We start from the raw sequence: 26,089 nt of genomic DNA, 5'->3' as shown, positions 1-26,089 counted from the left end.
GCACGCCATGAGCCAATACAACCAACCCATCAGCGGCAATGATCTGGCGCGGTTTTCCGGGCCGAACACCTTCATACGGTTGCCCGCGGCCGATACGCTGGCGGGGCTGGACGTGGCGGTGCTGGGCGTGCCGATGGATATCGGAACCTCATGGCGGTCGGGCACCCGGTTCGGCCCCAAGCAGATCCGCGCCGAAAGCGCGATGATCCGGCCCTACAACATGGCTACCTTCGCCGCGCCTTTCGACAGCCTCCAGATCGCCGATATCGGAGATCTGGCGATCAACACCTTCTCGCTGGCCGACAGCCTTCGGATCATCAAGGAAAGCTATGACGCGATCCTGGCGCAGGGCGTGATCCCGGTGGCGATGGGGGGCGATCATTCGATCACCCTGCCGATTCTGCGGGCCGTTGCCGCAAAACATGGGCCTGTTGCCCTGGTGCATGTGGACGCCCATGCCGACGTCAATGACGAGATGTTCGGTGAGCGTGAGACCCACGGAACCGTCTTCCGCCGCGCGTATGAAGAGGGGCTGATCGTGCCCGACAGGACCTTTCAGGTCGGTATCCGCGGCTCGGGCTATGCGGCCAGCGATTTCACCGAGGCAAAGGGCTGGGGGTTCCGGCAGTTTCCTGCGTGGGAGTTGTGGCAACAAAACCTGACTCAAATCGGAGCGTTGATCCGCAAGGAAATCGGCGAACATCCGGTTTATGTCACCTACGACATCGACAGCCTGGACCCAGCCTACGCCCCCGGCACCGGCACGCCCGAGATCGGCGGACTGACCACGCCGCAGGCGCTGCAGCTGATCCACGCGCTGGGGGGCATGAACGTGGTCGGCTGCGACCTGGTCGAGGTCTCACCGCCCTATGATCCGTCGGGCAACACTGCGCTGACGGCGGCCAACCTGCTGTTCGAGCTGCTGTGCATCCTGCCCGGTGTGACGTCACGGTAAGCGGGGCCGGCAGGTCTTGCCAGGTACCGCCGGGCGGCTAGGGTTCTGCCGGAAGGTCTGATTGGAATGAAACGCATGGTTCTTTGGTTGATCGTCGCCGCGGTTGTCGGGCTTGGCCTCTATGTGCGGCTGGCACCGGCCGATCCCGCGCGCTGGCATGTGCCAGTCGTGGCCGAGGCAGATCGTGACCTGCCCGGAGGCGTGATCCGCGTGGTGCAGACCGGGCCGGACGGCCTCGCGCGGCTGGACAAGATGGCGCGGTCGACGCCGCGTACGACGGTGCTGGCCGGATCGGTGGATGAGGGCCTGATCACCTATGTGTCCCGCAGCCGGGTGTTCGGCTTTCCCGACTACACTACCGCCCAGCAGGACGGCGACTCGTTGCGCATCTATGGACGGTTACGATTTGGCCGACGGGATTTCGACGTCAACCGCACCCGGGTCGACGGTTGGCTGGCGGCTCTGCAGTCCTGAAGACAGGCACCCCTCAGACACCTCGCGCCACATCGGCACGTTCAGCGACATCTGGCATTGGGCCATGAACATGCGGCCATCGACCTGCAGGCAGACCATCTCGCCCAGTTCCACCCGCGCGCCGGAGGTGTCGGTGCAATAGCAATCCTGCACCTTGCCACCGGGGCCGATGACATCGGCCAGACCGGGCGTTGCGCAGACGATCAGCAGGGCCATGATCCGTTTCATGGGCATAGCTTAGCACAAGCCGGGGCCTTGACCAACGCCGTCGGATGATAGACACCGCCCCAATGATCCCCGAAGAACGTCTTGAACAGATCACCCAGCGATTCCAGTACCTCGAGGCGGCCATGTCCGATGGCGCCGCGGGTGGGGATATCGCGGCTTTGGCCAAGGAATACTCCGACCTCAAGCCGGTGGTCGAACAGATCGCAGCCTGGCGCCAGCTGCGGGCCGATCTGGCCGAGGCCGAGGCGATGCTGGACGACCCCGACATGAAAGAGCTGGCCGAGGAGGAGATCCCGCAGCTCAAGGCGCGCATCCCCGAGGCCGAGCATGCGCTGCAACTGGCGCTGCTGCCCAAGGACGCGGCCGATGCGCGGCCGGCGATACTGGAGATCCGCCCCGGCACCGGCGGCGACGAGGCGGCGCTGTTCGCGGGCGACCTGCTGCGGATGTATCAGCGCTATGCCGAGGCGCGCGGCTGGCAGTTCGAGATCATCGAAGAACAGCAGACCGAACTGGGCGGCATCAAGGAAGTGGTGGCCCATATCAAGGGCGACAACGTCTTTGCGCGGCTGAAATACGAATCCGGCGTGCACCGCGTACAGCGTGTACCCGAAACCGAGAGCGGCGGGCGCATCCACACCTCGGCGGCGACTGTGGCGGTTCTGCCCGAGGCCGAGGACGTGGATATCCAGATCGACCCGAATGACATTCGCATCGACACGATGCGCAGCTCGGGCGCGGGTGGGCAGCATGTGAACACCACCGACTCGGCGGTGCGGATCACCCACCTGCCGACCGGGATCGTGGTGACGAGTTCCGAAAAATCGCAGCACCGCAACCGCGAGATCGCGATGCAGGTGCTCAAGACGCGTCTCTATGACCTCGAACGTCAACGGATCGACAGTGAACGCTCGGCCGACCGGGCCAGCCAGGTTGGGTCGGGCGACCGCTCCGAGCGCATCCGTACCTACAATTTCCCGCAGGGCCGGATGACTGATCACCGGATCAACCTGACGCTCTACAAGCTCGACCAGATCATGCAGGGCGATCTGGACGAGGTGATCGACGCGCTGACCGCCGATGATCAGGCGCGCCTGTTGGCGGAGATGGCGCAATGATCGCGGCGCTGACAGCGGCACAGGCCATGGTGGCCGCCACCGCGCGCCTGCGGGCCGCAGGTGTGGACGACCCGGCGCGGGACGCCCGGGTTCTGCTGGCTCATGCCGCCCGCATCGAGGCCAGCCGCGTGACGCTGATTGCGCCCGAAGAGCTCTCGCCCGAGATCGCCGAACGGTATGAGCAACTGGTGTCGCTGCGCGCGATCCGGGTGCCTGTTTCCCATCTGCTGGGCGAGCGCGAATTCTACGGCCGGCGCTTCCGCGTCAGCCGCGACGTGCTGGACCCGCGCCCCGAAACCGAAGCGCTGATCGAAGCGGCCCTGAGCCAGCCGTTTGACCGCGTGCTGGATCTGGGCGTCGGCTCGGGCTGCATCCTGATCACCTTGCTGGCGGAGCGCACCAGCGCAACCGGGCTGGGTGTCGATCTGAGCGAGGCCGCCTGCCTGCAGGCCAGCGCCAATGCGTTGGCCCATGGGGTGCAGGACCGGGCGGAAATCCAGCGCTCGGACTGGTTTGAATACATTGGCGGCCATTTCGACCTGATCGTTTCCAATCCGCCCTATATCGCGCTCGACGAAATGGATGACTTGTCGCCCGAAGTGCGCGAGCACGAGCCGCGCCTGGCTTTGACGGATGAAGCGGACGGGCTGGACGCCTATCGCCGGATTGCGGCCGGCGCCCCTGATCACCTTGTGCCCGGCGGACGGCTTTTGGTGGAAATCGGTCCGACACAGGCGCAGGCGGTTAGCGCGTTGTTCGACGCGGCGGGGCTGGCGGATATCCGTGTGGTTCCTGATCTGGACGGGCGGGACCGGGTGGTGGGCGCCAGAATGCCGGGCTAACCGCGGATTCTGAGGCCGATTTACGCCGGTCGGGGTAAAAAACCCGGCATTTGGTGTATTAACCCCTTGTCTGCGCCGTCAGGACATGCTTACTCAGAGTAGTCAGCGCGGTTGACGCCCCTTCGGCGCACCCCTGACGCCAAGCCCAAAAAAGTCGACATCCCGTGACGGCACAGGCCACAGAGCAGCGCAGAATACGGGTGGATCGACAGTGCAAGACAAGGCTGACGTACAGTAAGATGAGATCCTCCAAATCCCGCTCGCGGGCAAAGAACAACCGCAATCGTCCCTCTGGTGGAAACGTCGTTAACCGGGTTTTCGACAGCTCGGGGCCCGAGGGCAAGGTGCGCGGCACGCCGCAGCAGATCATTGACAAGTACAACCAGCTGGCGCGCGATGCACAGCTGGCCAATGACCGCGTCGCTGCCGAAAACTTTCAGCAACATGCCGAGCATTACCTGCGCCTGCTGAGCGAGGCGCAACGCGAAATGGAAGCGCGTCGGGAAGAGCAGGAACGCCAGAACCGCGAGCGTCAGGCCGAGCGCGATCGGGAGCGGGCGGAACGGCAGGAACGTGAAGCCGCACGCCAGGCGGACCCGGCCGAGGCTCCGCAGCCGGACATCGTTGATCTGAACGCCGATTCGGATACTCCTGAATCCGGGCTTGTCGAGACGCCCGAAAGCGCGGGCGCCAAGGCCGAAGCGGCCGAGCGCAAGGACAAACCTGCCCGGAGACCGCGCGCACGCAAGCCCAAGGCCGTAGAAGAGCAGGGCCCCCAAGGCGGCGGTGATGCACCAGAGGCTGCCGAATAAGCCATAGCGGTTGCGCACAGAGTTCAAAGGCCCCGGTCAGAGATGTCCGGGGCCGTTTTCGTTCGGGATCAGGTTTTTTGTATCTCACGCGCCAGCGCGCAGAACGCTTCGAGCGATATCTGCTCGGCACGGTCGGTCGGCTTGATGCCGGCGGCGGTCAGGCGGTCCTCGATATCGGGGGCCATCCCCTTGAGCGAGGCGCGCAGCATCTTGCGGCGCTGATTGAACGCGGCGGCCACGACACGTGACAGAATACCGGCATCGGCCGGAAAGCGCGGTTCGGGCAGGGCGGTCAGGTGGACCACGGCGCTGCTGACCTTGGGCGGCGGCGTGAACGCACCGGGGGGCAGGGACATGGCGATGCGCGCCTCGGCCCGCCACTGGGCCAGGATCGCCAGCCGCCCATAAGCCTTGGTGCCGGGCTGCGCCACGATGCGCTCGGCCACCTCGCGCTGGAACATCAGGGTCAGGCTCTGCCAGAAGGGTGGCCATTCCGGCGGGGTCAGCCAGCGCACCAGCAGTTCCGTGCCCACATTGTAGGGCAGATTGGCCGCCACGCGGATGGGCGGCGTCAGATGTTCGAGCGGATCGATTTCAAGAGCGTCGCCATTGATGACCTCGAGCCGCCCGGGATAGGCAGCGGCGATTTCCTGAAGCGCGGCGATGCAGCGGATATCTTTTTCCACCGCCACCACCTTGCGCGCACCTTCGGCCAGCAAACCGCGGGTCAGGCCTCCGGGGCCGGGGCCGATCTCCAGCACGTCGCATTGGCTCAGGTCGCCGGCCTGCCGGGCGATCTTGGCCGTCAGGTTGAGATCGAGCAGGAAGTTCTGACCCAGCGACTTGCGCGCCGAGAGCTGGTGCTTGGCGATGACCTCGCGCAGCGGGGGGAGGGTGTCGATTGCGCTCATGATCCGGTTACCGTGGCGCGAGGGGCAGGCGGTGCGCCAGAGAATTTTTGCCTCCGGCGGGGATATTTGGCGCCAGATGAAGGATCAAGTGCTTTGTGCCATGCGTTGGGCGAGTTTCAGCGCCTCGATCAGGCTGGTGGGGTTTGCGATGCCCTGTCCGGCGATGTCGAGCGCGGTGCCATGGTCGGGCGAGGTGCGGATGAAGGGCAGGCCCAGGGTCACGTTCACGCCACGGTCGAAGTCGAGGGTCTTGATCGGAATCAGCGCCTGATCGTGATACATGGCGATGGCGGCGTCATAGCGGGCGCGTGCGGCGGCGTGGAACATCGTGTCTGCCGGGTGCGGGCCGGTGACGCTGTAGCCATCGGGGGTGAGATCGGCCAGCAAGGGCGCGATCCAGTCCAGTTCCTCGCGGCCCATCTTGCCACCCTCGCCGGCATGGGGGTTGAGTCCGGCCACCGCGATGCGAGGATGCGGGATGCCGAATTGGCGGCGCAGGCCGTCAGCGGTGATCGCGATCGTGTCGCGCAGCAGGTCAGGCGTGAGCCGCGAGGGCACCTGCGACAGCGGGATGTGGATCGTGGCGGGTACCACGCGGAGTTGCTCGCTGGCCAGCATCATCACCACGCGGGAGCGACCTGCCAGCGCCGCCAGAAACTCGGTATGGCCCGGATAGGCGAAATCGGCGCCGTCGATCAGGGCCTTCTTGTGGATCGGGGCCGTGCAGAGGGCCGAGGCCGCGCCGGATCGCACCAGCGACACGCCGGTTTCGATGGCGTCGATCACCGAGGGCGCATTGGCTGGGTCGGGGTGGCCGGGCAGGTTCGGGGCCGGAAAGGTCAGCGGCAACACCGGCAGCGCCTCTGCGCAGATGTCAGCCACTTGGGCCGGGTCTACGATCTCGGTCGTGGGGATGTCGTCGGGCAGGTGACCGGCGTCGCCGATGTAAAAGAATGGGCAGCTGTCGCGCAATGCGGCCCAGGCCTTGGCGGCGATTTCCGGACCGATGCCCGAGGGTTCGCCGCAGCTGAGCGCGATGGGCGCGGTCATTGCTCGATGATGGTGGCGTCGGCGCGCAGCTGTTCGACGAGGCTGTTGGCGAATGCCTGCAGGCGTTGCTGCGTCAGCGCGTTGGCCACGTCTTCGCGCGACGTGTCCTCACCCAGATCGCGCGTCCTATTGCACAGCATGAGGAACACCAGCGTCTGGCCGTTGTTGCGGGTCAGAGAGGTCGACACCTCGTTGGGGTCCAGCTTGGCGAGTTCCAGCGCGATGTCGCGCGGGATTTCCGACGGACTGGCCGAGACTCGGTCGAGAACCTCGGGCGGTTGCCCTTTGGCGATGCCGTACAGGTCGTCGCAGGTATCCACCGTTTCCTTCAGTTCGGCGGCTCTTTTCAATGTTTCGGGGCTGAGCCCGCCGGGCAGGTAATAGGCGGCATAGTCGATCTTGGAGAACCGCGGCGTGCTGGCGGCCACTTCTCGCAGGCCGCGCATCTGGAACAGGGCTACGGCGTTGGGCAGGCTCAGCGGGGCCGTGACCTCGCCATTCTTCAGGCCGAGGATAACCGGTTGCAGCGCCGGAGGCAGGTTGGTGACGTTCAACCAGTCCAGGCGTCCGCCATTTTCGCGTGTCGGAGCTGCCGAATACTGCGTGGCGGCGGCCGAAAACGCATCGATGGTTTCGACACGGGCGATCTCGTCGGCCAAGGCCTCGGCCTGTGCCAAGGTTTGCGCATTCACGGGGATGATGATTTCGGACAGCAAAACCTGAAGACCGCCACCGCCGGTCTGACCCATTGCTCGGTCAATTTCGTCGTCCGTCGGACGGGCTTGAGAGATAAAGCGGGCGCTGACATAGTCGCGCCATGCCAGCTGACTGGATACGTAATCACGCACGGTTTCGCGGTCGATGCCTGCGTCGGCCAGTGCCTTCAGGAACTGATCCGGGGTCAGCTGACCGCGCGAGGCGAATTCGTCGATCGCAACCTGAATGTCTTCGGGTGTGGGCTGGATACCGGCTTCACGCATGGCCTGTTTGCGCAGGCGTTCGTCGATCAACGCCTTGCGGACTTCGGCCTCAGAGCTGCCGGGGATACCCAGAATCTCGAGAAACCGCTGGCGCTGATCCAGTTCGTACCAGGTGACGATATCCTGATTCACGCGGATAGCCGGTGAAAACAAGCTCTGCGCGGGGGCTTGCTGAGGCGCAACTGACAGCATGGCGACCGCGAGGCCGGGCGCAAATGCCGTCAGCCAACGGGAACGAAAGAACCTGGAAAAACCTGAAATCAGCTGCATTTTCTTTTATACTTCTTGCCCCCGCCTTCAACGGCGTATCCTGTCAGTGCAACGGTAAAGCCGAATTCCGTCGAAGGCTCAATACTTGATGTCGAAGTATATCGCCGGCTGACGGACATGTTAACCTGCACACATTCATTTTCATACGTCACACCCAAGCCCAGCCGCAGCGGTTCGGATTCTGCCAGATCATAGCGGGCCAGAGCGTTGGCTCTCCAGTTTTCATCCAGTCGTTGACGTGCGGTCAAGCGTATCTCGGATGTCTCCATGTCAAGGTTTTCGGCCGGGTCCGGCTGCTGCCAGATATAGCTTCCGCCCAGTTGGGTCCCTTCGTTGGCCCAGGTTCCGCGCAATTCAGCCTTGGTAAAGCTGAAATCGCCATCCATCAATCCACGTGCGGCCAGCGTCAGGCCATTGTTCGTCTTGATCTGCCCTGCCAGCAGCAGGTCGGACGAAGTTCCCTGGAGGCCGGACGTAGCGGTGAAGTTCGGATCGGCGGTCGAGCGGAAGACCTGGCCGACCGTGGCCAATGCCCGCCAACCGCCCGGGGCATACCGAGCCCAGTTCACGCCCACGACCGCCGTCGTGCCGTCTTCGCGTCGGTCCTCGGCCGGAAAGCGGGACAGGGACAACAGGTTGCCCTGGTCAAATTCCTGGAAGGTGCTTTCGTCATCGGGCACATCGGTGTCCGAAACATGAGTCCAGCCAAACTGCGCGATCGGCTCAAGAAACTGGGTCGCGCCAGAGGCTTCGCGCCGGGTCATCGGATAGCGCAGTGTCAAAGCCGCACGCGGGGTCGACCGGGTGATCTGGTCGGGGTAGGCGCTGTCGTTGCGAATGTCGAACGTGTCGACCGAAGCCCCCAGTTCAGCATCCGCGCGCAGCCCGGAGGCAAAGGTCCAGCTGCGCAGCCACTGGGCGTCGAATGTGGCGCGGGCCACATCGCGCCCGATGATATCCTCGTCGCTGGTCCGGGTGTGGGTGTGGGTGACGAAGCCCAGCCGCACCTCGCCGCCGACAGCGGACGCGGGGAAATAGCGTTTCTGGTAGAACAGATCGAAGACCTGCGACGGGATCTCATCCTGTTCCTCGCTGTCGCGCAGGGTCTTGTAGTGAATGAAGCTGGTCCGAAACGCCGTGTCGCGTTTGATGCGCTCGAGTGCGATCTCGCTGCGCAGACGGTCATAGTCAGGCAGCCCATAGTCCGCCAGGTACGAGTCGTCCGATGCGGTCTGGACGTCGAAGGTCAGCCGGAAGTCGTTCGGAAGATTGAACCAGCCATTTGCAAAGAAATAGCCCCGATCCTGCTCCTGCTGGACATCGTCGCGGGTATAGGCCCCTTCAAACTGGATGCGGCCGTTCTTGAAGGCCTGCCGGTAGCGATAGCCAAGCGTCGTGGTCTTGGACGACAGGTAGGGGGTCAGCGTCAGATCCCTGTGATCGCCCAGTTTGAAGAAATACGGCGTCTTGACGCCGGTACCCAACTGCGAGGTCGTGCGGATTGACGGCACCAGAAATCCGGTTGCCCGGTCCAGTGTCGGGTCCGGCAGCCGCAGGGTTGGAAAGTAGAAAACCGGCACATCCAGAATGCGGAACTGGGCGCCCTCGAAGTACAACTGCCGTTCGAGCTGATCATGCGTGACCTTGCGTGCCCGGATCTGCCAGAGGGGCGGCCGACCGTCGGCGCAGACATGGCAGGACGTGGCCGAGACCTTGCTGAACTGCGTGTATCGTCCTGCCGCGCGGGTCGCCTGAACCGACGCGATCTGCACCTGCTGGTCGAACACCAGCCGTGCGCCGGTCAACAACCCGTTCTGGATGCCGTCATCCAGCTGCGCTGAGTCCGCAAGGACGGTCGAGCGTCCGCCCTGATCGATCCGGATCGGACCTTCCAGCGTCAGCTCGCCCGACTCGCGGTCGAAAACCACGCGCTGTGCGGACAGTTTGACGTCGCCCTGAAAGGCTTCGACATTGCCCTCGGCCACCAGTTTGCGATCCGGGGTGATGAAGATCCTGTCAGCCACCAGCAAGGCAGGCTGATCCTGTTGTTGTGCCGTGTCAGGCGCGGGCGTACTGGTCTCCGAGGTCTGGGCCAATGCCAGCCCCGGACCGGAAAAGAACACGGCACTGGATAAAAGAAGGGGCAGAAGGCGCCGCATCAACCGTCCTCCGCGTGCAGCAGAAGGCCGAGCGACAGCAATATGGCCGCAAACGGTGGTGCCCAGGCCGCAATCACAATTGGCAGTTGGCCGTTCTCTCCCAAAATCTGAGCGAAATTGCGCACGAAATATACGCCGAATCCCAGAAGAACAGCCGTCAGCACGGCGACGCCGGTGCCGCCGAACCGCACGTGCCGCATGGTGAAGGCCGCGCCGATCAACACCATCGAAATCAGGAAGAATGGGCGCGCCAGCTGCACCTGCAGCCAAACCTCGTATTGCTTGGTTGAAAAGCCCGCCTCGCGCAGGTCGCGGATCAGTTGGGGCAGGTCATAGACCGAGACGCTGTCCTGTTGGCCCAAGGTTTCAAGAATGCGCTGACGGGTCAGCGAAGTGGGCAGCCGCAGGGTCTCATGCGTGACGGCATGGGTCTCGGGGTTGGTGTCGTTGGACAGGGGCCATTCCTTGGTGTTGCGCAGGATCCAGGCCCCGTCGTCGAGGCGAGCGCCGTCGGCGATGATTTGACGGGTCGGGAGACCTTCGGGCGAAAACGTGATGATGGTCACGTCGATCAATTCAAGCTCGGCGTCGTTAGTCGATGCGCGGGCATGGATCACCGATTGGCCCTGCGGCGAGCCCTGACGCAGCCAAAGCCCATCGCGGCTGATCGAGAGGGCGGAACTGCCACCGTTTTTGTATAGATCCGAGAAATGCCGGTACTGCTCGGACGTTGCCGCCGCAATCGGGTTCAGCAGGGCCACCGCCAGAGTTCCGATTATCAGCGCCAGAAGGACCGGTGCCACCAGCGCGCGGATACCCGAGCGGCCGATCGCCCGGGTCACCACCAACTCCGAGCTGCGGGCGAGGCCGACAAACAGGGCAATGGTCGACAGGATCATCAACAGCGGCAGCATCTCGCTGATCGCAGCGGGTGTGTTCAAAAGCGTCAGCTGCAGAACCTGGCCAAAGGACAGGTCTGCGTCATTGAACCGACGGGCCTGTTCGATCAGGTCGATCAGGATCATCAGTGTCAGGAAGATGGCCCCAATCACCAGAAAGCTCTGCAAAAAGCGGCGGGCGAAGTACCGGTCCAGAATCACGGTCGCATCCCCGGCACGGGGCGTCCAGCAGGCCTGTTGCCAGAATCGCCAAGGCACAAAAACATGCGCGACGGCCTATGCCTGCCGAATGATGCCAAGTTTTCTCCCCCGAGCCTGCCGGTCATTTTGGCGCGACCTTAATGCAATTGGCGGGCGGGGAAAACTGCTATCTGGTCAATGGCGGCGGCGCGGGCTAGGTCTGTGGGCAGAGTTTTTCAGGAGCAAGAAATGAGCAGTCTGGTACCGATCCGTTTTCAAGCCTTCGAACTGGACCTGATGGCACAGGCCCAAGGCCGGGTGGCCATTCTCATACCCGCCGATGGCAAGATGAACCCCGCCGCGCGCCGCGCAAACCGACTGACCCGTGGTGCCGTGGCCCGGCTGGTGGAAAGCGACCGTTTCGCCAAGGTCAAGACTGGCGACGTGATCTCGTTGGCTTGGCCCGGCGGGATGGAGGCAGAGGCATTGGACATTCTCGTCCTGCCACGCCGCCCGGAACCGGACGAAGCCCGCAAGGGCGGAGCCGCGCTGGCCAAGCTGGCAGGTGGCAAGGACCTGCTGGTCATGGCGGGCAACCAGGTCCGGACCGAGGAACTGGCCCTGGGCATTGCTTTGCGCAGCTATGATTTCGACGCACACAAAACCAAGGACGATGACGCAGACGGCACGGTGACCATCTGCCACGCCAAGCCCGAAGACGCCGAGGCCGCCTTCGCACCGCTCTATGCAGGGGCTGATGGTGTGCGCATGACCCGCGACCTGACGAACGAACCCGCCAACATCCTGACGACGACCGAATTTGCCAACCGTTTGAAAGAGATGGAGGAGTTGGGCCTGAAGGTCGAGGTGCTGGAGGAAGACAAACTGGCCGAGTTGGGCATGCGGACTCTGCTGAGCGTCGGGCAAGGCTCGGACAGCCCCTCGAAAGTCGTCGTGATGCAGTGGAATGGCGGCGATGCCGATGACGCGCCGCTGGCTCTGGTCGGCAAGGGGGTCGTTTTCGATACTGGCGGTATCTCGATCAAACCGGCCGCGGGCATGGAAGAGATGACCATGGACATGGGCGGCGCAGGCGTCGTTGCGGGAACCATGCGCGCATTGGCCAAGCGTAAGGCCAAGGCCAATGTCGTGGGCCTGGTCGGGCTCGTCGAGAACATGCCCTCGGGCAGTGCCACGCGGCCGGGCGACGTCGTCAAGTCGATGAAGGGCGATACGGTCGAGATCATCAACACCGATGCCGAGGGACGTTTGGTGCTGTGTGACGTCATGTGGTACGCGCAGGAGCGGTTCAATCCGGTCGGCATGATCGATCTGGCCACCCTGACCGGCGCCATCATCATCGGGCTGGGGCATGAAAACGCAGGCGTGTTTTCCAACAACGACACCTTCTGCGATGCGTTCCTGAAGGCGGCCCGGGCCGAGGATGAAGGCGCGTGGCGTATGCCGCTGGGGCAGGCTTATGACGATCTGCTGAAGTCGCGCATCGCGGACATGAAGAACGTGGGCGGCCGGCCGGCCGGTTCGATCACCGCAGCGCAGTTTCTGCAGCGTTTCGTCAAGGAAGAAACACCCTGGATCCATCTGGACATCGCGGGCGTGGCCTCGGTTGCGGCGGAAACGTCCTATGCGCCCAAGGGCGCCACGGGTTGGGGCGTCCGTGCGCTCAGCCGTTTCGTGCAGGACAATTTCGAGTAGGTCGATGGGCGCCGTCTACTTCTACCATCTGACCCGCCATCCACTTGAGCAGACCTTGCCGGTGTTGCTGGACAAGGCACGGCAGGCCGGGTGGCGGATTGCGGTGCGAGGCACTGACCCTGCGCGGCTGGACTGGCTGGACGAAAGGCTTTGGCTGGGCCCCGAGGACGCATTTCTGCCGCATGGGCAGGCAGGTGGGCCGCATGACGCGGTTCAGCCGATCCTGCTGACTACCGAGCCGGACGCTGCCAACAACCCGTCTTGCCTGATGGCGGTAGACGGGGCCGAGGTGACGCCGGATGAGGTGACCGCCTCGGAGCGGGTTTGCATCCTGTTCGATGGCAACGACCCAACCGCGGTGGATCATGCGCGTGGTCAATGGAAGACGCTCACCGCGGCGGGTTGCGCCGCGCAGTATTGGTCGGAGGAATCCGGCCGTTGGGAGAAAAAGGCCGAATCCGGCTGACTCGGGACCGAAATCAGATTGCAGGCGTGGCGATCCGCGCGACAGGAGATTGATTGATGAAAATGAAACCGTTGGGCCGCACGGGCATCCAGGTCTCGGACCTGTGCCTCGGAACCATGACATTCGGCACTCAGACCCCTGAGGCGGATGCGCATCGTCAGATCGACACTGCGCTGGCGGCCGGGATCAATTTCCTCGATGCCGCCGAGATGTATCCGGTCAACCCGATCACCAAGGAGACCGTGGGCAAGACCGAGCAGATCATCGGCAACTGGAATGCGGCACATCCGGCCCGCCGCGGCAGCTATGTTCTGGCGACCAAGCATTCGGGCGCCGGCTTTACCCATGCGCGGGACGGAGCACCGATCTCGGCCAGCACGATCCCCGGGGCCATCGAGGGATCGTTGCGGCGCCTGCAGACCGACTACATCGACCTGTACCAATTCCACTGGCCCAACCGCGGCAGTTACATGTTCCGGCAGAATTGGGACTACGACCCGTCGGGCGGCGACAGGCAGGCGGTTCTGGACAACATGCGCGAATGCCTCGAGGCGCTGCAGGTGCAGGTGGACAAGGGCAATATTCGCGCCTTCGGCCTGTCGAACGAAAGCGCCTGGGGCACCGCCCAGTGGCTGCGCTTGTCCGACGAGATGGGGGCACCACGGGTGGCGTCGGTCCAGAACGAGTATTCTCTGCTGTGCCGCCTGTATGACACCGACATGGCCGAGCTGAGCGCCTATGAGGATGTGGGTCTTCTGGCTTTCTCGCCGCTGGCCGCCGGATTTCTGACCGGCAAGTATCAGGGCGGGGCGGTGCCCGAGGGATCGCGCATGTCGATCGTGCCGCAAATGGGCGGGCGCAAGGGCGACAGGGTGTTCGGCGCAGTCGAAGCCTATCTGGCGATTGCCGCGAAACACGGGCTGGACCCGGTGCACATGGCGCTCGCCTGGTGCCAGGCGCGGCCGTTCATGACCTCGGTCATCTTCGGCGCGACCACGCAGGCGCAGCTGGAACGGATCCTGGAGGGGCGGGATGTCGTGCTGTCTGATGAGGTTATGGCCGAGATCAACGCGGCCCATCGCGCGCATCCGATGCCGTATTGAGGGATGGGGGCGCTGCCCCCGTCGCCGTAGCCAACTCCCCCCCAAATCTATGACCAGATGAAGTTCGCCCGTCAGTGATGGGTGGGCTGGGTGCGGTCCTGCCTGAGGTCGCGGGCGGATAGTCCATGCGCCGTACGGAAAGCGCGCGCAAAGCTGGATTGGGACGTGAACCCCGTGGCCAGTGCCACATCCATCAGCGGCATGTCGGTGTCGGTAACCAGACGGCGGGCCTCGGCCAGGCGCAGTTGCAGGTAGTGGTCCTGTGGCGTGGTGTTCAGCCGCAGGCGGAATTGCTGCTGCAGGGTGCGCGGGCTGGTTCCCAGGGCCTTTGCGATCTCGGCCAGGGGCAGCGGGTCGTCCAGCGCGGCCTGCATGATCGCGTTGGCGCGGGCGGTCAGGGCGCTGTGGCGGTGTGGCGCCCCGGTACGGCTCTGCGGTCTGCCGGGTTCGGGGGCGCCTTCGTAGAGGAACAGGCCCGAGACACGGGCCGCGAAGCCGGCGCCGTGGCGTGCCGCGATGATGTGCAGCATCATCTCGACCGCGGGGATCGCTCCGCCCGAGGTCAGGCGGTTACCGGACACGGTGAACCGGTCGGGGCGCACGTCGACTTCGGGGAAACGGGTGGCGAAGGTCTCGAGATCTTCCCAGTGGGTGGTGGCGGCGTGACCGTCAAGCAGCCCTGCTTCGGCCAGCAGCCAGGGGCCTCCGTCGATGCCCGCCATCGTGGCGCCGGTATTGGCGATGCGGCGCAGCCCGGCCAGAAGGCTGGGGGTGGCGTGGCGCACCAGGTTGAACCCCGCGATCACGATCATCAGGTCGCAGTGGTCGAGACGCGCCAGCGGGATGCCCGGCACTTGCAACGCGCTGGTCAGCATCGCCGGCTCGGGCGTGGCGGTCACGTAGTCCCAGTCGAAGGCCGGGCGGTCGGCCAGCCGGTTGGCGGCGCGCATCGGGTCCACCGCCGAGGCGAAGCTGAGCGTGTTGCACTCGTCCAGCACCAGAACGGCGGTTTTCAGCGCGCGGTGCTCGGGCTGGAGGATGTTTTTTGCGGATTTCATCAAGTCTGATTCGCATTCTGGCAAGTTGTCTAGTCAAGGCTGCGCCAGAGTCGGGGCCAGACGCAAATCGGAATCCGGGGAGAAGCCTGGGGAAAACCCATGGCGAAGCCGTGTATAACTTGGGGATAACACCATGCCTTTGGAAATGAACCGCGAAGTATTCATCACTTGTGCCGTGACCGGCTCGGGTGGGACGCAGGATCGCAGCCCGCATGTGCCGCGTTCGCCCAAGCAGATCGCCGACAGTGCGATCGCGGCCGCCAAGGCCGGGGCGGCGGTGGTTCATTGCCATGTGCGCGACCCCGAAACCGGCGCGCCCAGCCGCCGTCTTGACCTGTATCGCGAGGTGACGGACCGCATCCGCGACGCCGAGGTGGACGTGGTTCTGAACCTGACCGCCGGCATGGGCGGTGACATCGTGTTCGGCGGAGTCGAAGCCCCTTTTCCCGTGGCCGAGGGGACCGACATGATCGGTGCCTCGGAACGCGTGGCCCATGTGGCCGAATGTCTGCCCGAGATCTGCACGCTGGATTGCGGCACCATGAACTTTGCCGAGGCCGACTACGTGATGACCAACACACCCGGCGCCTTGCGGGCGATGGGGCAGATGATGACCGATCTGGGCGTGAAGCCCGAGATCGAGGCCTTTGACACCGGTCATCTGTGGTTCGCCAAGCAACTGGTGAATGAGGGCGTTCTGGCCCCGAATGCGCTGGTGCAGCTGTGCATGGGCGTGCCGTGGGGCGCGCCGGATGACCTGAACACCTTCATGGCGATGGTGAACAACGTCCCCGACGACTGGACCTTCAGCGCGTTCTCGCTGGGGCGGCATCAGATGGCCTATGTGGCGGCCTCGGTTCTTGCGGGCGGCAACGTGCGCGTGGGGCTCGAGGACAACCTATGGCTGGACAAGGGGGTGCTGGCCGAGAACTGGCAACTGGTCGAACGCGCCGGAACGATCATCGAGAACATGGGCGCGCGGGTGATCGGCCCGGCCGAGGTGCGCGAGAAGCTGGGTTTGGTCAAACGGGCGCCTGTGGCGTCCTGACGGGCAGGGCGACCCTCACAAAATCTGTCGAACAACGATGGCCTCCGGTGCGGCTTGGACGTTCGGGGCGAAGGAGAGAAGATGAAGACGGCAGCGATCATCGGTGGTGGCGTGATCGGCGGCGGATGGGCCGCGCGGTTTCTGCTGAATGGCTGGAACGTGCAGGTGTTCGACCCGGACCCCGAGGCCGAGCGAAAGATCGGCGAGGTTTTGGACAACGCGCGGCGGTCGTTGCCCGGGCTGAGCGATGTGCCGCTGCCGCCCGAAGGCGGGTTGAGCTTTCATGCCGACATGGCCGACGCGGTGCAGGGGGCAACGTGGATACAGGAGAGCGTGCCCGAGCGGCTGGACCTGAAGCTGAAGGTTTACAAGGGGCTGCAGGAGGCCTGTGATCCGGGAGCGATCATCGGGTCCTCGACCAGCGGGTTCAAACCGTCCGAGTTGCAGGAAGGTGCGCTGCGGCCCGAACAGATCGTGGTGACGCACCCGTTCAACCCGGTCTACCTTCTGCCGCTGGTCGAGCTGGTACCCTCGGCCGCCAACCCGCCCGAACTGGTCGCGCAGGCCAAGGACGTGTTGCGCTCGGTCGGATTCTTCCCGCTGCAGGTCCGCAAGGAGATCGATGCGCATATCGCCGACCGGTTCCTCGAGGCAGTCTGGCGCGAGGCGCTGTGGCTGGTCAAGGACGGCGTGGCCACGACCGAAGAGGTGGACGAGGCGATCCGCATGGGTTTCGGCATCCGCTGGGCGCAGATGGGCCTGTTCGAGACCTATCGCGTGGCCGGGGGCGAGGCCGGGATGCGGCATTTCATGGCCCAGTTCGGCCCGGCGTTGAAATGGCCCTGGACCAAGCTGATGGATGTGCCTGACTTCACCGACGATTTGGTCGACATGATCGCCGACCAGTCGGACGCGCAATCGGGGATGCACTCGATCCGCGAGTTGGAGCGCATTCGCGACAACAATCTGGTGGGCATGATGCGGGCGTTGAAGGCGCGCGACTGGGGCGCGGGGGCAGTGCTGAACCAGCATGACGCGCTGCTGAAGCCGGGTGCCCTGCCGACGCTGGATCAGGCGGATCTGAGCCAGCCGATCCTGACGCTGGCCCGCGCGGTGCCGCTGGACTGGACCGACTACAACGGTCACATGAACGAGGCGCGGTACCTCGAGGCCTTTGCCGCAGCGACCGACCGCTTCATGGAGATCATCGGCTGCGATGCCGATTACATCGCCTCGGGCGGCAGCTATTTCACCGCTGAGAATCACATCCGGTATCTGGAAGAGGCCCATGCCGGGGCGAAAATCGAAGTGCGCACGCAGATGCTGTCGGGGCAGGGCAAGAAGCTGCACCTGTTCCACAGCATGTACGAGGGCGACAAACTGCTGGCCACGGGTGAGAGCTTTCTGCTGCATGTCAGCCTTGAAACCCGTCGGCCCTGTGCGCCGTCGCCGCAGATCGAGGCGGCCATGGCCCGCATCGCCGAAGCGCAGGCCGGGTTGCCCTATCCCAAGGGCGCAGGGGCGGCGATCCGCAAACCGTCATGACCGGGCGGGTTCTGATCACCGCCGGTGCCTCGGGCGTGGGGCGCGCGATGGCAGAGGCGTTCGACGCCGCCGGCGCGCAGGTCTGGGTGGCCGATGTGGACGCGGCTGCGCTTCAGGCCTGCCCGGATCACTGGGGGCGGTCGCAGGTCGATGTGTCGGATGAGGGCGCCGTTGCAGCGCTTTTCAACGAGATCGCGGCGCAGTGGGGCGGATTGGACGTTCTGTGCGCGAATGCGGGTATCGCGGGGCCGACCGCATTGGTCGAAGATGTGGCGCTAAGCGATTGGCAAAAATGTATTTCCGTCAATCTGGACGGAGCCTTTCTGTGCGCGAAACACGCGGCGCCGATGCTCAAACGGCAGGGGCGCGGCGTGGTGCTGATCACATCCTCGACCGCCGGGCAATACGGCTATCCCAACCGTGCGCCCTATGCGGCGGCGAAATGGGCGGTGATCGGGCTGGGCAAGACCCTGGCGATGGAGCTGGGGCCGCACGGCGTGCGCTGCAACGTGATCTGCCCCGGCGCGGTGGAAGGCCCGCGGATGGAGGGCGTGCTGCAGCGCGAAGCGGCCGCCAAGGGCATGACCCGCGATCAGGTCTATCAGGGCTATGCGGCGGGTACTTCGATGGGCCGCTTCGTCGAAGCGCATGACATTGCCGCCATGGCGGTGTTCCTGGCCTCGGATGCGGCACGGTTGGTGTCGGGGCAGGTCATCGCCGTCGATGGGCACACCGTGAACCCCGACCCCAAGCTCTAGCCCTGGTTGGGGCCGCGCATCTGGCGGATCGAGGCGCGAACGGCCTGCCAGTTCTGTGCCTCTTCCACGTTTCCGGCGGCTTCGAATTCGCGGGCTTTCTGGGCGGCTTCGGCCTCCGCCTTGTCGCCATGCGCCGAGTAGAGGGCGCGCGCGTATTGAGCGGTTTTGAGAGCGTCCATTCCTGATATCCTCCTTTGGGTCGGATCGTTCGGATTTTCGCGCACCTCAATATAGGCGATCGGTCGGGAAATTGCACCCGTGGACTGGCGTCACCCCGCCGAAATGGCCGCGCGCAGCTGGCGCAGATGGGTCGGGAAGTGCCGGGCGGTGAGATCAGCTTCGCGGACCAAGGTATCGAAATGTCGCGTAAAAACCTCGATCCGGTCCCGGTCGCGGAAGGCCATGTAATGGCTGCCGGCATAGAACACGCAGAGCAGCGGACCAAAGATGGTGACCGGCGCGGAATAGAGCCGCTTGGCATCGAACAGGTAGATGCGCATGCGCGGATACAGCTGCTCGCACAGCTCCAGCATGTGATCGATCTGGTCCAGCCGCACATTCAGAGGCAGCCCGTCATAATAGCCGGTGCCATGCGCAAAGCTGTGAATCTCGTACAGCGGCATGGCGATTTCATAGTCAGACTGGGCGCCGCGCATCCAGGTCAGGCGGTCTTCGGAGGCGCCGATGGCCTGGTCAGCGGTTCGGCCCAGATGCGGCGCGTATTCCCATTCCAGCACGGCGCGGGTTTTCAGCATGTCGGGCAGGGTCGCCGGAACATAGCGGATCTTGTAGCCCGCGGCCTGCTGGTGCCATTCAAAGATGCGTTCGTCGACCAGCGCGCGGGGTGCCTCGGTCATGGTCAGCGAACTGGCCAGCAACTCGGCCGCGCTCTCGGGTCGGTCCGAGAGGCTGAGCAGCCAATCCGCCGACACCCCCAGAGCCGAGGCGCAGCTGCCCACCACATGGGCGTTGGGCAGGCGTGCGCCCGTATCGGTCAGCAACTGGGAAACGGTCGAGCGATCGACCCCGATGGTGCGCGCCAGCGCGCTTTGGCTCATCTTCCGCTGGTCCATCGCGCGGGCCAGGCGCAGGCGGAACTGCGCGGCGCGGTCTCGTTTGTCGAAATTTTCCTGCATATGATGATAAATATCACGGTCGCTGAGATTTGTTAATCATATTCGGAATTCTCGACAGGGCCGGCGGCAGGTAACGCTTATGGGAAAACCAAAAAAGACTGGGGACCGGAATGGAAACGCGGCGAAGATCTGTCGTGAAGGCAATCATTTGGAATGCGATGGGCCTTGCGGTCATGACCGTGGTGGGGCTGGTCGCCACCGGCTCGGCCGCTATCGGCGGCGCATTGGCGGTGGTGAACACGGCCATCGGGCTGACGCTCTACGTGATTTACGAACGCATCTGGGCCGGAATCTCCTGGGGGCGACATGGCTGAGGCGACCACCCCAAAATCCCCCGAATGGCCGACCTTTGCCCTGATCGTAGCCTGCTATGCCCTTTGGCTGATTGCGATTTTCGGCGTCGCGGCGTGGTCGCTGTGGCTGGCGGTGCCGATGATGGGTGTCGTCGCGGCGCTGCATTCTTCGCTGACGCATGAGGCGCTGCACGGCCACCCGTTCCGTGCAAAGTGGTTGAACGAGGCGCTGATGGCGCTGCCGCTGACCCTGTTCATCCCCTACAACCGCTTCCGCGATCTGCATCTGGCGCACCATCAGGATGCCAACCTGACCGACCCCTATGACGATCCGGAATCCAACTATCTGGACCCGGCGGTCTGGGTCAGGCTGCCGCGGTGGCAGCGGTGGGTCTATAAGGCGAACAACACGCTGTTGGGGCGCATGGCGCTGGGTCCGATCATCGGCCAGCTGGCTTTTCTGCGCGACGACTGGCGCGGTGCGGTGCGCGGGGACCGCGACATCTGGCTGGCCTGGGCCTTGCACCTGCCGGGTGTGGCGGTGGTTCTGTGGATCGTGGCGCAATCCGCGATGCCGGTCTGGGCCTTTGTCCTGGCGGCTTATCTGGGGCTGGCGTTGGTCAAGATCCGCACCTTTCTGGAACACCGCGCGCACGAAAAGTCGCGCGCCCGCACGGTGATCGTCGAAGACCGCGGGCCGCTTGCCTTTCTGTTTCTGAACAACAACCTGCACGTCGTTCATCACATGAACCCGGCGGCGCCATGGTATCGGTTGCCCGCGCTCTATCGCCGAGGAAAAGAGCGCTATCTGGCCTGCAACGAGGCCTATGTCTATCGTTCCTACGGGCAGGTTTTCCGGCAGTATATCTGGCGTGCCAAGGATCCTGTGGCGCATCCGCTCTGGCCAAAACTCTGATTTGACGACAGAAGGGGATCCATGAGTTTGTGGATTCCCGTAACCTTGGCCGCCGCCACCTTTCAGACGGTGCGCTTCATGCTGCAGAAGTCGCTGAGCAGCGTGAAGCTGTCGGCGACTGGCGCGACCTTTGCGCGCTTTGCCTACTCGATGCCTCTGGTGCTGCTGGGTCTGGCAGGAGCGATCCGGCTCAGCGGTCTGCCGCTGCCGGCGCTGCCGCCTCTGTTCTGGCTTTATGCCGCCATCGGCGGGCTGTCCCAGATCCTTGCCACGATCTGCGTCGTGGCGCTGTTCAAACAGCGCAACTTTGCCGTCGGCATCACCTTCAAGAAAACCGAGGTGATCCAGACCGCAATCGTCGGTTTCGTCGTGCTGGGTGACCGGGTTTCAACCGGTGCGTTCGCGGCCATCCTGCTGGGGCTGCTGGCGGTTCTCCTGTTGTCGAAGACGCCGGGCGGCAGTGGGGCGTGGTGGCGTCACCTGACCAACCGCGCCTCGCAACTGGGGCTGGGATCGGGCGTCTTGTTCGCCTTTTCCGCGGTCAGCTATCGCGGCGCGTCGCTGCAACTGGGCGATGGCGAGGCCTGGTTTCGGGCGCTGGTGACGCTGGCGGTCGTGGTCTCGATCCAGTTCCTGTCTATGGCGCTGTGGCTGGTTTGGCGCGACCGGGCCGAGCTGCGCGCGGTGTGGGACACGCGGCGCACCGGTATCTTTGTCGGGCTGACCAGCCTGGGCGGGTCGTTCTGCTGGTTCTGGGCCTTCAGCCTGCAGAACGCAGCCTACGTCAAAGCGCTGGGGCAGGTGGAGCTGATTTTCAGCCTCATGGCCTCGGTCCTGGTGTTCCGCGAGACGGTGACCCGGCGCGAGATTGCGGGGATGGTCCTGCTGGGCCTTTCGATCCTGATCCTGGTCGCCGCGATCTGAGATGCAAAAAAAGGCGCGCGGAGGTCCGTGCGCCTTCTGAACTTTTTGCCATGCAGGCGGGTCAGCCCGCGCGGCGTTCGTCAAAGCTGAGTGCGATGAAGCTGGGCAGGTGATCGCCCATGCCGACGACGGCCGGACCGCCATCGTCGCGACGTCCACGGCCTTTGCCACGCTTTTCCTTGGCAGGTTTGTCGTTCGACGCGGCGTCCTTGGCGGGCTTGTCCTTCTTGACCTCGTCCTTGCGGGTCGAGGCGCGCGATTTCTTTTCGGGCTTTTTGTCCTCGGCCTCGGCCGGTTCGGCCTGAACCGGGTTGTCCAGACGCGGGATTTCCTTCTGGATCAGCTTCTCGATCGCATCCAGCGCCTTTTCATCGCGGGCCGAGCAGATGGTGATCGCCTTGCCCTCGCGCCCGGCGCGGCCGGTGCGGCCGATGCGGTGCACATAGTCCTCGGGGTGACTGGGCACGTCGAAGTTGAACACATGGCTGACCGACGGAATGTCGAGCCCGCGCGCGGCCACGTCAGACGCCACCAGCAGACGTACCGAGCCGTCGCGGAACCCGTCCAGTGTCTTCATCCGCTGCGACTGGTCCAGATCACCGTGGATCGGCGCGGCGTTATAGCCGTATTTCTTGAGCGATTTCGCGGTGATGTCCACATCGGTCTTGCGGTTGCAGAAGATGATGGCGTTGGTGCATTTGTCACCTTCGGCATCGATCAGCGCGCGCAGGACCTTGCGCTTGGTGCTGCCCTCGCGGTCGCGGCGGCCGCCTTTGACCATCACGACACCCTGTTCGATGGTCTCGGACGCGGTGGCCTGACGGGCCACTTCGATCCGGGCCGGGGCCGACAGGAACGTGTCGGTGATCCGCTCGATCTCGGGCGCCATGGTGGCCGAGAAAAACAGCGTCTGCCGGGTAAAGGGCGTCAGCGAGAAGATGCGTTCGATATCGGGAATGAACCCCATGTCCAGCATCCGGTCAGCCTCGTCCACGACCATGATCTGTACGCCGGTCAGCAGCAGCTTGCCACGTTCGAAATGGTCCAGCAGACGGCCGGGCGTGGCGATCAGCACGTCCACGCCGCGGTCGATCAGTGCATCCTGTTCCTTGAAGCTGACGCCGCCGATCAGCAGCGCCTTGGTCAGCTTCAGATGCTTTGTATAGGTGTCGAAGTTTTCGGCCACCTGCGCCGCCAGTTCCCGCGTCGGGCACAGCACCAGCGAACGCGGCATCCGCGCCCGCGCACGACCGCGCGCCAACAGGGTGATCATGGGCAAGACGAAACTGGCCGTCTTGCCGGTTCCGGTCTGGGCGATGCCCAGAACGTCACGTCCCTCCAAGGCTGGCGGGATGGCGCCTTCCTGGATCGGGGTCGGGGTTTCGTAGCCGGCTTCCTCAATAGCTTTGAGGACCTTGGGGTTCAGGTTCAGATCGTTGAATTTCGTCATGTATGTCCGGTTCATGCGGACACTGACCTGGCCCGCGCGTATGAAAAATGCCGGGCCCGGATGGCCATGCGCACCATGCGCGTTTCGGCTTGGATGCGGACATAACAAAAAGGTGTGGCAGGGTCAAATGAAGACAGTTTCATCTATACAGCTACATCGCGTCACTGGCGATTTCGTGCAACAATTCAGCAGCTTCCGGGAAAGTGTTTCTGCAGCTTTTCCTCAAGATCAAGCGGTCGGTGCTTGATGAGGCCCCGTTCCTGCAGGCGCGCGCGAACCTGCGGGTCGGTGGCGCTGAGTTCGTCAAAGAACTTGCGCAGACCTTGCTCGCCTTCTTCGGCCTCGATCCAACTGAGCAGTTCGTTCATGTTCAACCCGCCCCGATCGCGATTTACGTTCGGAGCCATGCCGGGCTGGTACGAGCCGCGTTCCAGTCGAAACCGATAGTGTGACCACCAATGCTCCCAATCCGGGGCGTGGCGGTGGCACAGGTCGATCTGCGGCATCTCGGTCTTGCAGGGCAAGATGACCTTGTTCTGAAACAGATTGTGGATGCGATAATTGAGGTTCTCCATCCCCGTGCGCACGAACAGCTTGCCCTGTACGTGGCTAAGAAAGCCGCCCAGAACGAAAGCGCCGTAGTTTGGATAGATCGTCTCGACAAGCGCTTCGCGTTCGGGGCCCTGGGGGATGAACGCTTTGTAGAGATCGTCGCAGCAGGCCAGGGCCTCGATCGGACGAACCCGAACCGCGTGCACCGTTTCGGGCACTTCGCCCAGCAAGTCCGCGATGGGGGCAGTGGGCCACAGGAACTCGTCCACATCGATATGCGCCAGCCAATCGAGATCGGTGTGGCGATAGGTAAAGGTCGCATGAACGGTCTGGCGGACCTGGTGGCGCTCGGGCTTGTCCCGTTTGCGCGCCGCCCAGAACGCATCGTCGCAGATGCGGACGGTCACCTTGGGGTGGCGGCGCAGGGGGCGAAAAGCCCGCCGGTTTGGCTCATCAAGGTAGAGGTAGAGGTGATCCGCGCCCAGATCCAGGTGGTAGGCCGCAAAACTCAGAATGTCGCGGGCCGATCCACGCACCGTCGAGACGATGCCCCAGCTCGGCCCGGCTGCGGTCATGCGATGACGGCCTCTGTTGCTTTGGCGGGGGGCGGGGTCAGCATCAGGTCATCATTTCCTTGGTCGCGGTGAGCGTCAGTTTGGGATAATCGCGCACCACGCGGTCGATGTCCCATTGCAGGCGGGTGAGATAGACGATGTCGCCATCGTGATCGAGGGCAATGTGCTGCTTGTTCGCATTGACGAACTTCTCGACCTCGGCCTTGTCGCCCGACACCCAGCGCGCACTGGTGAATTGCGAGGCCTCGAACCGCACCGGCAGGCCGTATTCCAGCTCGATCCGGCTGGCCAGCACCTCGAACTGCAGCGCGCCCACCACGCCGACGATAAAGCCCGAGCCGATCGAGGGTTTGAACACCTTCGCCGCGCCTTCCTCGGCAAACTGCATCAGCGCCTTTTCCAGGTGCTTGGCCTTCATCGGATCGCCCGCGCGCACGCCCTGCAACAGCTCGGGCGCGAAGGATGGAATTCCGGTTACGCGGATCGCCTCGCCCTCGGTCAGAGTGTCACCGATGCGCAGCTGGCCGTGGTTGGGGATGCCGATGATATCGCCGGCCCATGCCTCGTCGGCCAGTTCCCGGTCAGAGGCCAGAAACAGAACTGGGTTCGTGATCGCCATGGGCTTCTTGCTGCGCACATGGGTCAGCTTCATGCCGCGCTTGAAGTGGCCGCTGGCCATGCGGACAAAGGCCACCCGGTCGCGGTGCTTGGGGTCCATGTTGGCCTGCACCTTGAAGACAAAGCCCGCCACCTTTTTCTCGTCCGGCGAAATCTGGCGCGGTTCGGCCGATTGCACCTGCGGCTGCGGTCCATAGGCACCGATGCCTTCCATCAGTTCCTTGACGCCGAACGAGTTGATGGCCGAGCCGAACCAGATCGGGGTCATGTGGCCTTCAAGCACCGCCTGCGGGTCCAGCGCAGGCAGCAATTCGCGCGCCATCTCGACCTCTTCCAGCAGCTTGTCCAGCAGTTCTGCGGGCACATGCTCGGCCAGTTTGGGGTCGTCCAGCCCGTTGATCTCGATGCTTTCGGCCACCTTGTTGCGGTCGGCGCGGTCCATGAGTTCCAACCGGTCACGCAGCATGTCGTAGCAGCCGATGAAATCGCGCCCCACGCCGATGGGCCAGCTGGCCGGGGTCACGTCGATGGCCAGCATTTCCTGGATCTCGTCGATGATTTCGAACGTATCGCGGCTCTCACGGTCCATCTTGTTGCAGAAGGTCAGGATCGGCAGATCGCGCAGGCGGCAGACCTCGAACAGCTTCTGCGTCTGGCTTTCCACGCCTTTGGCCCCGTCAATCACCATGACCGCGGCGTCAACGGCGGTCAGCGTGCGATAGGTGTCCTCGGAAAAGTCCGAGTGGCCGGGTGTGTCCACCAGGTTGAACCGGTAGGGGCCATAGTCAAACGACATGGCCGAGGCCGAGACCGAAATACCCCGGTCCTTTTCCATTTGCATGAAGTCCGACCGCGTACGCCGTGCCTCGCCCTTGGCGCGCACCTGTCCGGCCATCTGGATAGCACCCCCATACAGAAGGAACTTTTCGGTCAGGGTCGTCTTGCCCGCATCCGGGTGCGAGATGATGGCAAAGGTCCGGCGCCGCGCGATCTCGGGCGGCAGGGTGGGTTGGTTCGAGGCGGTATCAAGCATGAAGGCGCGTATAGGCGGGG

26 protein-coding genes are annotated in these 26,089 nt (G+C 64.0%); 14 read left to right on the top strand and 12 right to left on the bottom strand.

The window, feature by feature from the left end; all coding sequences use genetic code 11:
* Positions 1-7: 7 nt before the first annotated feature.
* A complete protein-coding gene (gene speB, locus ACR0MM_RS03885) occupies positions 8-955 on the top strand; it encodes an agmatinase (protein WP_170455525.1) in 948 nt (315 codons plus the stop codon).
* A gap of 66 nt (positions 956-1,021) precedes the next feature.
* Positions 1,022-1,429 (top strand): DUF1499 domain-containing protein, encoded by a 408-nt coding sequence (locus ACR0MM_RS03880; RefSeq protein WP_170432269.1) that lies wholly within the window; start codon positions 1,022-1,024, stop codon positions 1,427-1,429.
* Here the strand turns inward: ACR0MM_RS03880 and ACR0MM_RS03875 are convergent.
* On the bottom strand, positions 1,355-1,663 hold the full coding sequence (locus ACR0MM_RS03875; protein ID WP_425328542.1) for a hypothetical protein: 309 nt from the start codon (positions 1,661-1,663) through the stop codon (positions 1,355-1,357). The genes ACR0MM_RS03880 and ACR0MM_RS03875 overlap by 75 nt on opposite strands.
* Before the next feature lie 56 nt (positions 1,664-1,719).
* Between ACR0MM_RS03875 and prfA the strand changes: the two genes are divergently transcribed.
* The 3 genes from prfA to ACR0MM_RS03860 all read left to right on the top strand — a co-directional run bounded on the left by prfA (position 1,720) and on the right by ACR0MM_RS03860 (position 4,429).
* On the top strand, positions 1,720-2,775 hold the full coding sequence (prfA, locus tag ACR0MM_RS03870) for a peptide chain release factor 1 (RefSeq protein WP_480695324.1): 1,056 nt from the start codon (positions 1,720-1,722) through the stop codon (positions 2,773-2,775).
* On the top strand, positions 2,772-3,617 hold the full coding sequence (gene prmC, locus ACR0MM_RS03865) for a peptide chain release factor N(5)-glutamine methyltransferase (RefSeq protein WP_480694518.1): 846 nt from the start codon (positions 2,772-2,774) through the stop codon (positions 3,615-3,617). Before prfA ends, prmC begins: the two co-directional genes overlap by 4 nt.
* Before the next feature lie 239 nt (positions 3,618-3,856).
* Positions 3,857-4,429, top strand: a complete 573-nt coding sequence (locus ACR0MM_RS03860) for a DUF4167 domain-containing protein (RefSeq protein ID WP_480694516.1) — start codon at positions 3,857-3,859, stop codon at positions 4,427-4,429.
* Positions 4,430-4,497: 68 nt separating this feature from the next.
* Here ACR0MM_RS03860 and rsmA read toward each other — a convergent pair whose 3' ends face one another.
* The 5 genes from rsmA to lptG form a co-directional block, all read right to left on the bottom strand.
* On the bottom strand, positions 4,498-5,340 hold the full coding sequence (gene rsmA, locus ACR0MM_RS03855; protein WP_480694514.1) for a 16S rRNA (adenine(1518)-N(6)/adenine(1519)-N(6))-dimethyltransferase RsmA: 843 nt from the start codon (positions 5,338-5,340) through the stop codon (positions 4,498-4,500).
* An 84-nt stretch (positions 5,341-5,424) separates the two neighbouring features.
* Positions 5,425-6,390, bottom strand: coding sequence for a 4-hydroxythreonine-4-phosphate dehydrogenase PdxA (gene pdxA, locus ACR0MM_RS03850; RefSeq protein ID WP_480694512.1), 966 nt, complete (start codon positions 6,388-6,390; stop codon positions 5,425-5,427).
* Positions 6,387-7,640, bottom strand: a complete 1,254-nt coding sequence (locus ACR0MM_RS03845) for a peptidylprolyl isomerase (protein ID WP_480694510.1) — start codon at positions 7,638-7,640, stop codon at positions 6,387-6,389. Before ACR0MM_RS03845 ends, pdxA begins: the two co-directional genes overlap by 4 nt.
* The gene (locus ACR0MM_RS03840) at positions 7,631-9,799 is read right to left on the bottom strand and encodes an LPS-assembly protein LptD (RefSeq protein WP_170370596.1); all 2,169 of its coding nucleotides are present in this window, start codon (positions 9,797-9,799) and stop codon (positions 7,631-7,633) included. The genes ACR0MM_RS03845 and ACR0MM_RS03840 overlap by 10 nt, the downstream gene beginning before the upstream one ends.
* Complete coding sequence (gene lptG, locus ACR0MM_RS03835; protein ID WP_170442961.1) at positions 9,799-10,899, bottom strand: LPS export ABC transporter permease LptG; 1,101 nt, start codon at positions 10,897-10,899, stop codon at positions 9,799-9,801. The genes ACR0MM_RS03840 and lptG overlap by 1 nt, the downstream gene beginning before the upstream one ends.
* 228 nt (positions 10,900-11,127) lie before the next feature.
* Here lptG and ACR0MM_RS03830 point away from each other — a divergent pair, with 228 nt between their 5' ends.
* Genes ACR0MM_RS03830 through ACR0MM_RS03820 form a run of 3 tightly spaced genes read left to right on the top strand, consistent with a single transcriptional unit; the run spans position 11,128 to position 14,163 of the window.
* Complete coding sequence (locus tag ACR0MM_RS03830; protein ID WP_480694508.1) at positions 11,128-12,594, top strand: leucyl aminopeptidase; 1,467 nt, start codon at positions 11,128-11,130, stop codon at positions 12,592-12,594.
* 4 nt (positions 12,595-12,598) lie between these two features.
* Entirely contained in the window at positions 12,599-13,060 is a 462-nt protein-coding gene (locus ACR0MM_RS03825; protein WP_170458854.1) for a DNA polymerase III subunit chi, read from the top strand.
* A 56-nt stretch (positions 13,061-13,116) separates the two neighbouring features.
* Complete coding sequence (locus ACR0MM_RS03820) at positions 13,117-14,163, top strand: aldo/keto reductase (protein WP_480694506.1); 1,047 nt, start codon at positions 13,117-13,119, stop codon at positions 14,161-14,163.
* A 71-nt stretch (positions 14,164-14,234) separates the two neighbouring features.
* On the opposite strand, the gene ACR0MM_RS03815 is transcribed toward ACR0MM_RS03820, so the two are convergent.
* Positions 14,235-15,221 carry a GlxA family transcriptional regulator gene (locus ACR0MM_RS03815; protein WP_480694504.1) on the bottom strand — a complete coding sequence of 329 codons (987 nt, stop codon included), beginning with the start codon at positions 15,219-15,221 and terminating at the stop codon, positions 14,235-14,237.
* Positions 15,222-15,354: 133 nt separating this feature from the next.
* Between ACR0MM_RS03815 and bcoG the strand changes: the two genes are divergently transcribed.
* From bcoG to ACR0MM_RS03800, 3 genes are all read left to right on the top strand, one after another.
* On the top strand, positions 15,355-16,269 hold the full coding sequence (bcoG, locus tag ACR0MM_RS03810; RefSeq protein WP_480694502.1) for a 3-dehydrocarnitine:acetyl-CoA trimethylamine transferase BcoG: 915 nt from the start codon (positions 15,355-15,357) through the stop codon (positions 16,267-16,269).
* Between the two features lie 81 nt (positions 16,270-16,350).
* Positions 16,351-17,814 (top strand): carnitine 3-dehydrogenase, encoded by a 1,464-nt coding sequence (locus ACR0MM_RS03805; protein ID WP_480694500.1) that lies wholly within the window; start codon positions 16,351-16,353, stop codon positions 17,812-17,814.
* On the top strand, positions 17,811-18,572 hold the full coding sequence (locus tag ACR0MM_RS03800) for an SDR family oxidoreductase (RefSeq protein WP_480694498.1): 762 nt from the start codon (positions 17,811-17,813) through the stop codon (positions 18,570-18,572). Before ACR0MM_RS03805 ends, ACR0MM_RS03800 begins: the two co-directional genes overlap by 4 nt.
* On the opposite strand, the gene ACR0MM_RS03795 is transcribed toward ACR0MM_RS03800, so the two are convergent.
* Positions 18,569-18,751, bottom strand: a complete 183-nt coding sequence (locus ACR0MM_RS03795) for a hypothetical protein (RefSeq protein WP_093962276.1) — start codon at positions 18,749-18,751, stop codon at positions 18,569-18,571. The genes ACR0MM_RS03800 and ACR0MM_RS03795 overlap by 4 nt on opposite strands.
* Positions 18,752-18,841: 90 nt before the next feature.
* Entirely contained in the window at positions 18,842-19,708 is an 867-nt protein-coding gene (locus tag ACR0MM_RS03790; protein WP_170358962.1) for a helix-turn-helix domain-containing protein, read from the bottom strand.
* Between the two features lie 110 nt (positions 19,709-19,818).
* Between ACR0MM_RS03790 and ACR0MM_RS03785 the strand changes: the two genes are divergently transcribed.
* From ACR0MM_RS03785 to ACR0MM_RS03775, 3 genes are read left to right on the top strand one after another with little or no spacing between them, the layout of a single operon-like run.
* Positions 19,819-20,022 (top strand): DUF2061 domain-containing protein, encoded by a 204-nt coding sequence (locus ACR0MM_RS03785; protein ID WP_170366137.1) that lies wholly within the window; start codon positions 19,819-19,821, stop codon positions 20,020-20,022.
* On the top strand, positions 20,015-20,917 hold the full coding sequence (locus ACR0MM_RS03780; protein ID WP_480694496.1) for a fatty acid desaturase: 903 nt from the start codon (positions 20,015-20,017) through the stop codon (positions 20,915-20,917). The genes ACR0MM_RS03785 and ACR0MM_RS03780 overlap by 8 nt, the downstream gene beginning before the upstream one ends.
* A gap of 21 nt (positions 20,918-20,938) precedes the next feature.
* The gene (locus tag ACR0MM_RS03775; protein ID WP_170366133.1) at positions 20,939-21,841 is read left to right on the top strand and encodes a DMT family transporter; all 903 of its coding nucleotides are present in this window, start codon (positions 20,939-20,941) and stop codon (positions 21,839-21,841) included.
* Between the two features lie 61 nt (positions 21,842-21,902).
* Here the strand turns inward: ACR0MM_RS03775 and ACR0MM_RS03770 are convergent, their stop codons facing one another.
* From ACR0MM_RS03770 to ACR0MM_RS03760, 3 genes are all read right to left on the bottom strand, one after another.
* On the bottom strand, positions 21,903-23,291 hold the full coding sequence (locus ACR0MM_RS03770; RefSeq protein ID WP_480695322.1) for a DEAD/DEAH box helicase: 1,389 nt from the start codon (positions 23,289-23,291) through the stop codon (positions 21,903-21,905).
* Positions 23,292-23,476: 185 nt separating this feature from the next.
* Entirely contained in the window at positions 23,477-24,418 is a 942-nt protein-coding gene (locus tag ACR0MM_RS03765) for a glycosyltransferase family 2 protein (protein ID WP_480694494.1), read from the bottom strand.
* Positions 24,419-24,461: 43 nt separating this feature from the next.
* Positions 24,462-26,069, bottom strand: coding sequence for a peptide chain release factor 3 (locus ACR0MM_RS03760; RefSeq protein WP_170338819.1), 1,608 nt, complete (start codon positions 26,067-26,069; stop codon positions 24,462-24,464).
* Between the last annotated feature and the right edge of the window lie 20 nt (positions 26,070-26,089).

Source organism: Ruegeria sp. BC6, from assembly GCF_056539185.1.
Note: the sequence above shows the minus strand (reverse complement) of the source record. Positions and strands in the feature narration are given on the sequence as shown.

Coding starts and splice junctions, on each gene's coding strand:
- speB (WP_170455525.1), top strand. CDS start 8: ATGAGCCAATACAACCAACCCATCAGCGGCAATGATCTGGCGCGGTTT.
- ACR0MM_RS03880 (WP_170432269.1), top strand. CDS start 1,022: ATGAAACGCATGGTTCTTTGGTTGATCGTCGCCGCGGTTGTCGGGCTT.
- ACR0MM_RS03875 (WP_425328542.1), bottom strand. CDS start 1,663: ATGCCCATGAAACGGATCATGGCCCTGCTGATCGTCTGCGCAACGCCC.
- prfA (WP_480695324.1), top strand. CDS start 1,720: ATGATCCCCGAAGAACGTCTTGAACAGATCACCCAGCGATTCCAGTAC.
- prmC (WP_480694518.1), top strand. CDS start 2,772: ATGATCGCGGCGCTGACAGCGGCACAGGCCATGGTGGCCGCCACCGCG.
- ACR0MM_RS03860 (WP_480694516.1), top strand. CDS start 3,857: ATGAGATCCTCCAAATCCCGCTCGCGGGCAAAGAACAACCGCAATCGT.
- rsmA (WP_480694514.1), bottom strand. CDS start 5,340: ATGAGCGCAATCGACACCCTCCCCCCGCTGCGCGAGGTCATCGCCAAG.
- pdxA (WP_480694512.1), bottom strand. CDS start 6,390: ATGACCGCGCCCATCGCGCTCAGCTGCGGCGAACCCTCGGGCATCGGT.
- ACR0MM_RS03845 (WP_480694510.1), bottom strand. CDS start 7,640: ATGCAGCTGATTTCAGGTTTTTCCAGGTTCTTTCGTTCCCGTTGGCTG.
- ACR0MM_RS03840 (WP_170370596.1), bottom strand. CDS start 9,799: ATGCGGCGCCTTCTGCCCCTTCTTTTATCCAGTGCCGTGTTCTTTTCC.
- ACR0MM_RS03830 (WP_480694508.1), top strand. CDS start 11,128: ATGAGCAGTCTGGTACCGATCCGTTTTCAAGCCTTCGAACTGGACCTG.
- ACR0MM_RS03825 (WP_170458854.1), top strand. CDS start 12,599: ATGGGCGCCGTCTACTTCTACCATCTGACCCGCCATCCACTTGAGCAG.
- ACR0MM_RS03820 (WP_480694506.1), top strand. CDS start 13,117: ATGAAAATGAAACCGTTGGGCCGCACGGGCATCCAGGTCTCGGACCTG.
- ACR0MM_RS03815 (WP_480694504.1), bottom strand. CDS start 15,221: ATGAAATCCGCAAAAAACATCCTCCAGCCCGAGCACCGCGCGCTGAAA.
- bcoG (WP_480694502.1), top strand. CDS start 15,355: ATGCCTTTGGAAATGAACCGCGAAGTATTCATCACTTGTGCCGTGACC.
- ACR0MM_RS03805 (WP_480694500.1), top strand. CDS start 16,351: ATGAAGACGGCAGCGATCATCGGTGGTGGCGTGATCGGCGGCGGATGG.
- ACR0MM_RS03800 (WP_480694498.1), top strand. CDS start 17,811: ATGACCGGGCGGGTTCTGATCACCGCCGGTGCCTCGGGCGTGGGGCGC.
- ACR0MM_RS03795 (WP_093962276.1), bottom strand. CDS start 18,751: ATGGACGCTCTCAAAACCGCTCAATACGCGCGCGCCCTCTACTCGGCG.
- ACR0MM_RS03790 (WP_170358962.1), bottom strand. CDS start 19,708: ATGCAGGAAAATTTCGACAAACGAGACCGCGCCGCGCAGTTCCGCCTG.
- ACR0MM_RS03785 (WP_170366137.1), top strand. CDS start 19,819: ATGGAAACGCGGCGAAGATCTGTCGTGAAGGCAATCATTTGGAATGCG.
- ACR0MM_RS03780 (WP_480694496.1), top strand. CDS start 20,015: ATGGCTGAGGCGACCACCCCAAAATCCCCCGAATGGCCGACCTTTGCC.
- ACR0MM_RS03775 (WP_170366133.1), top strand. CDS start 20,939: ATGAGTTTGTGGATTCCCGTAACCTTGGCCGCCGCCACCTTTCAGACG.
- ACR0MM_RS03770 (WP_480695322.1), bottom strand. CDS start 23,291: ATGACGAAATTCAACGATCTGAACCTGAACCCCAAGGTCCTCAAAGCT.
- ACR0MM_RS03765 (WP_480694494.1), bottom strand. CDS start 24,418: ATGACCGCAGCCGGGCCGAGCTGGGGCATCGTCTCGACGGTGCGTGGA.
- ACR0MM_RS03760 (WP_170338819.1), bottom strand. CDS start 26,069: ATGCTTGATACCGCCTCGAACCAACCCACCCTGCCGCCCGAGATCGCG.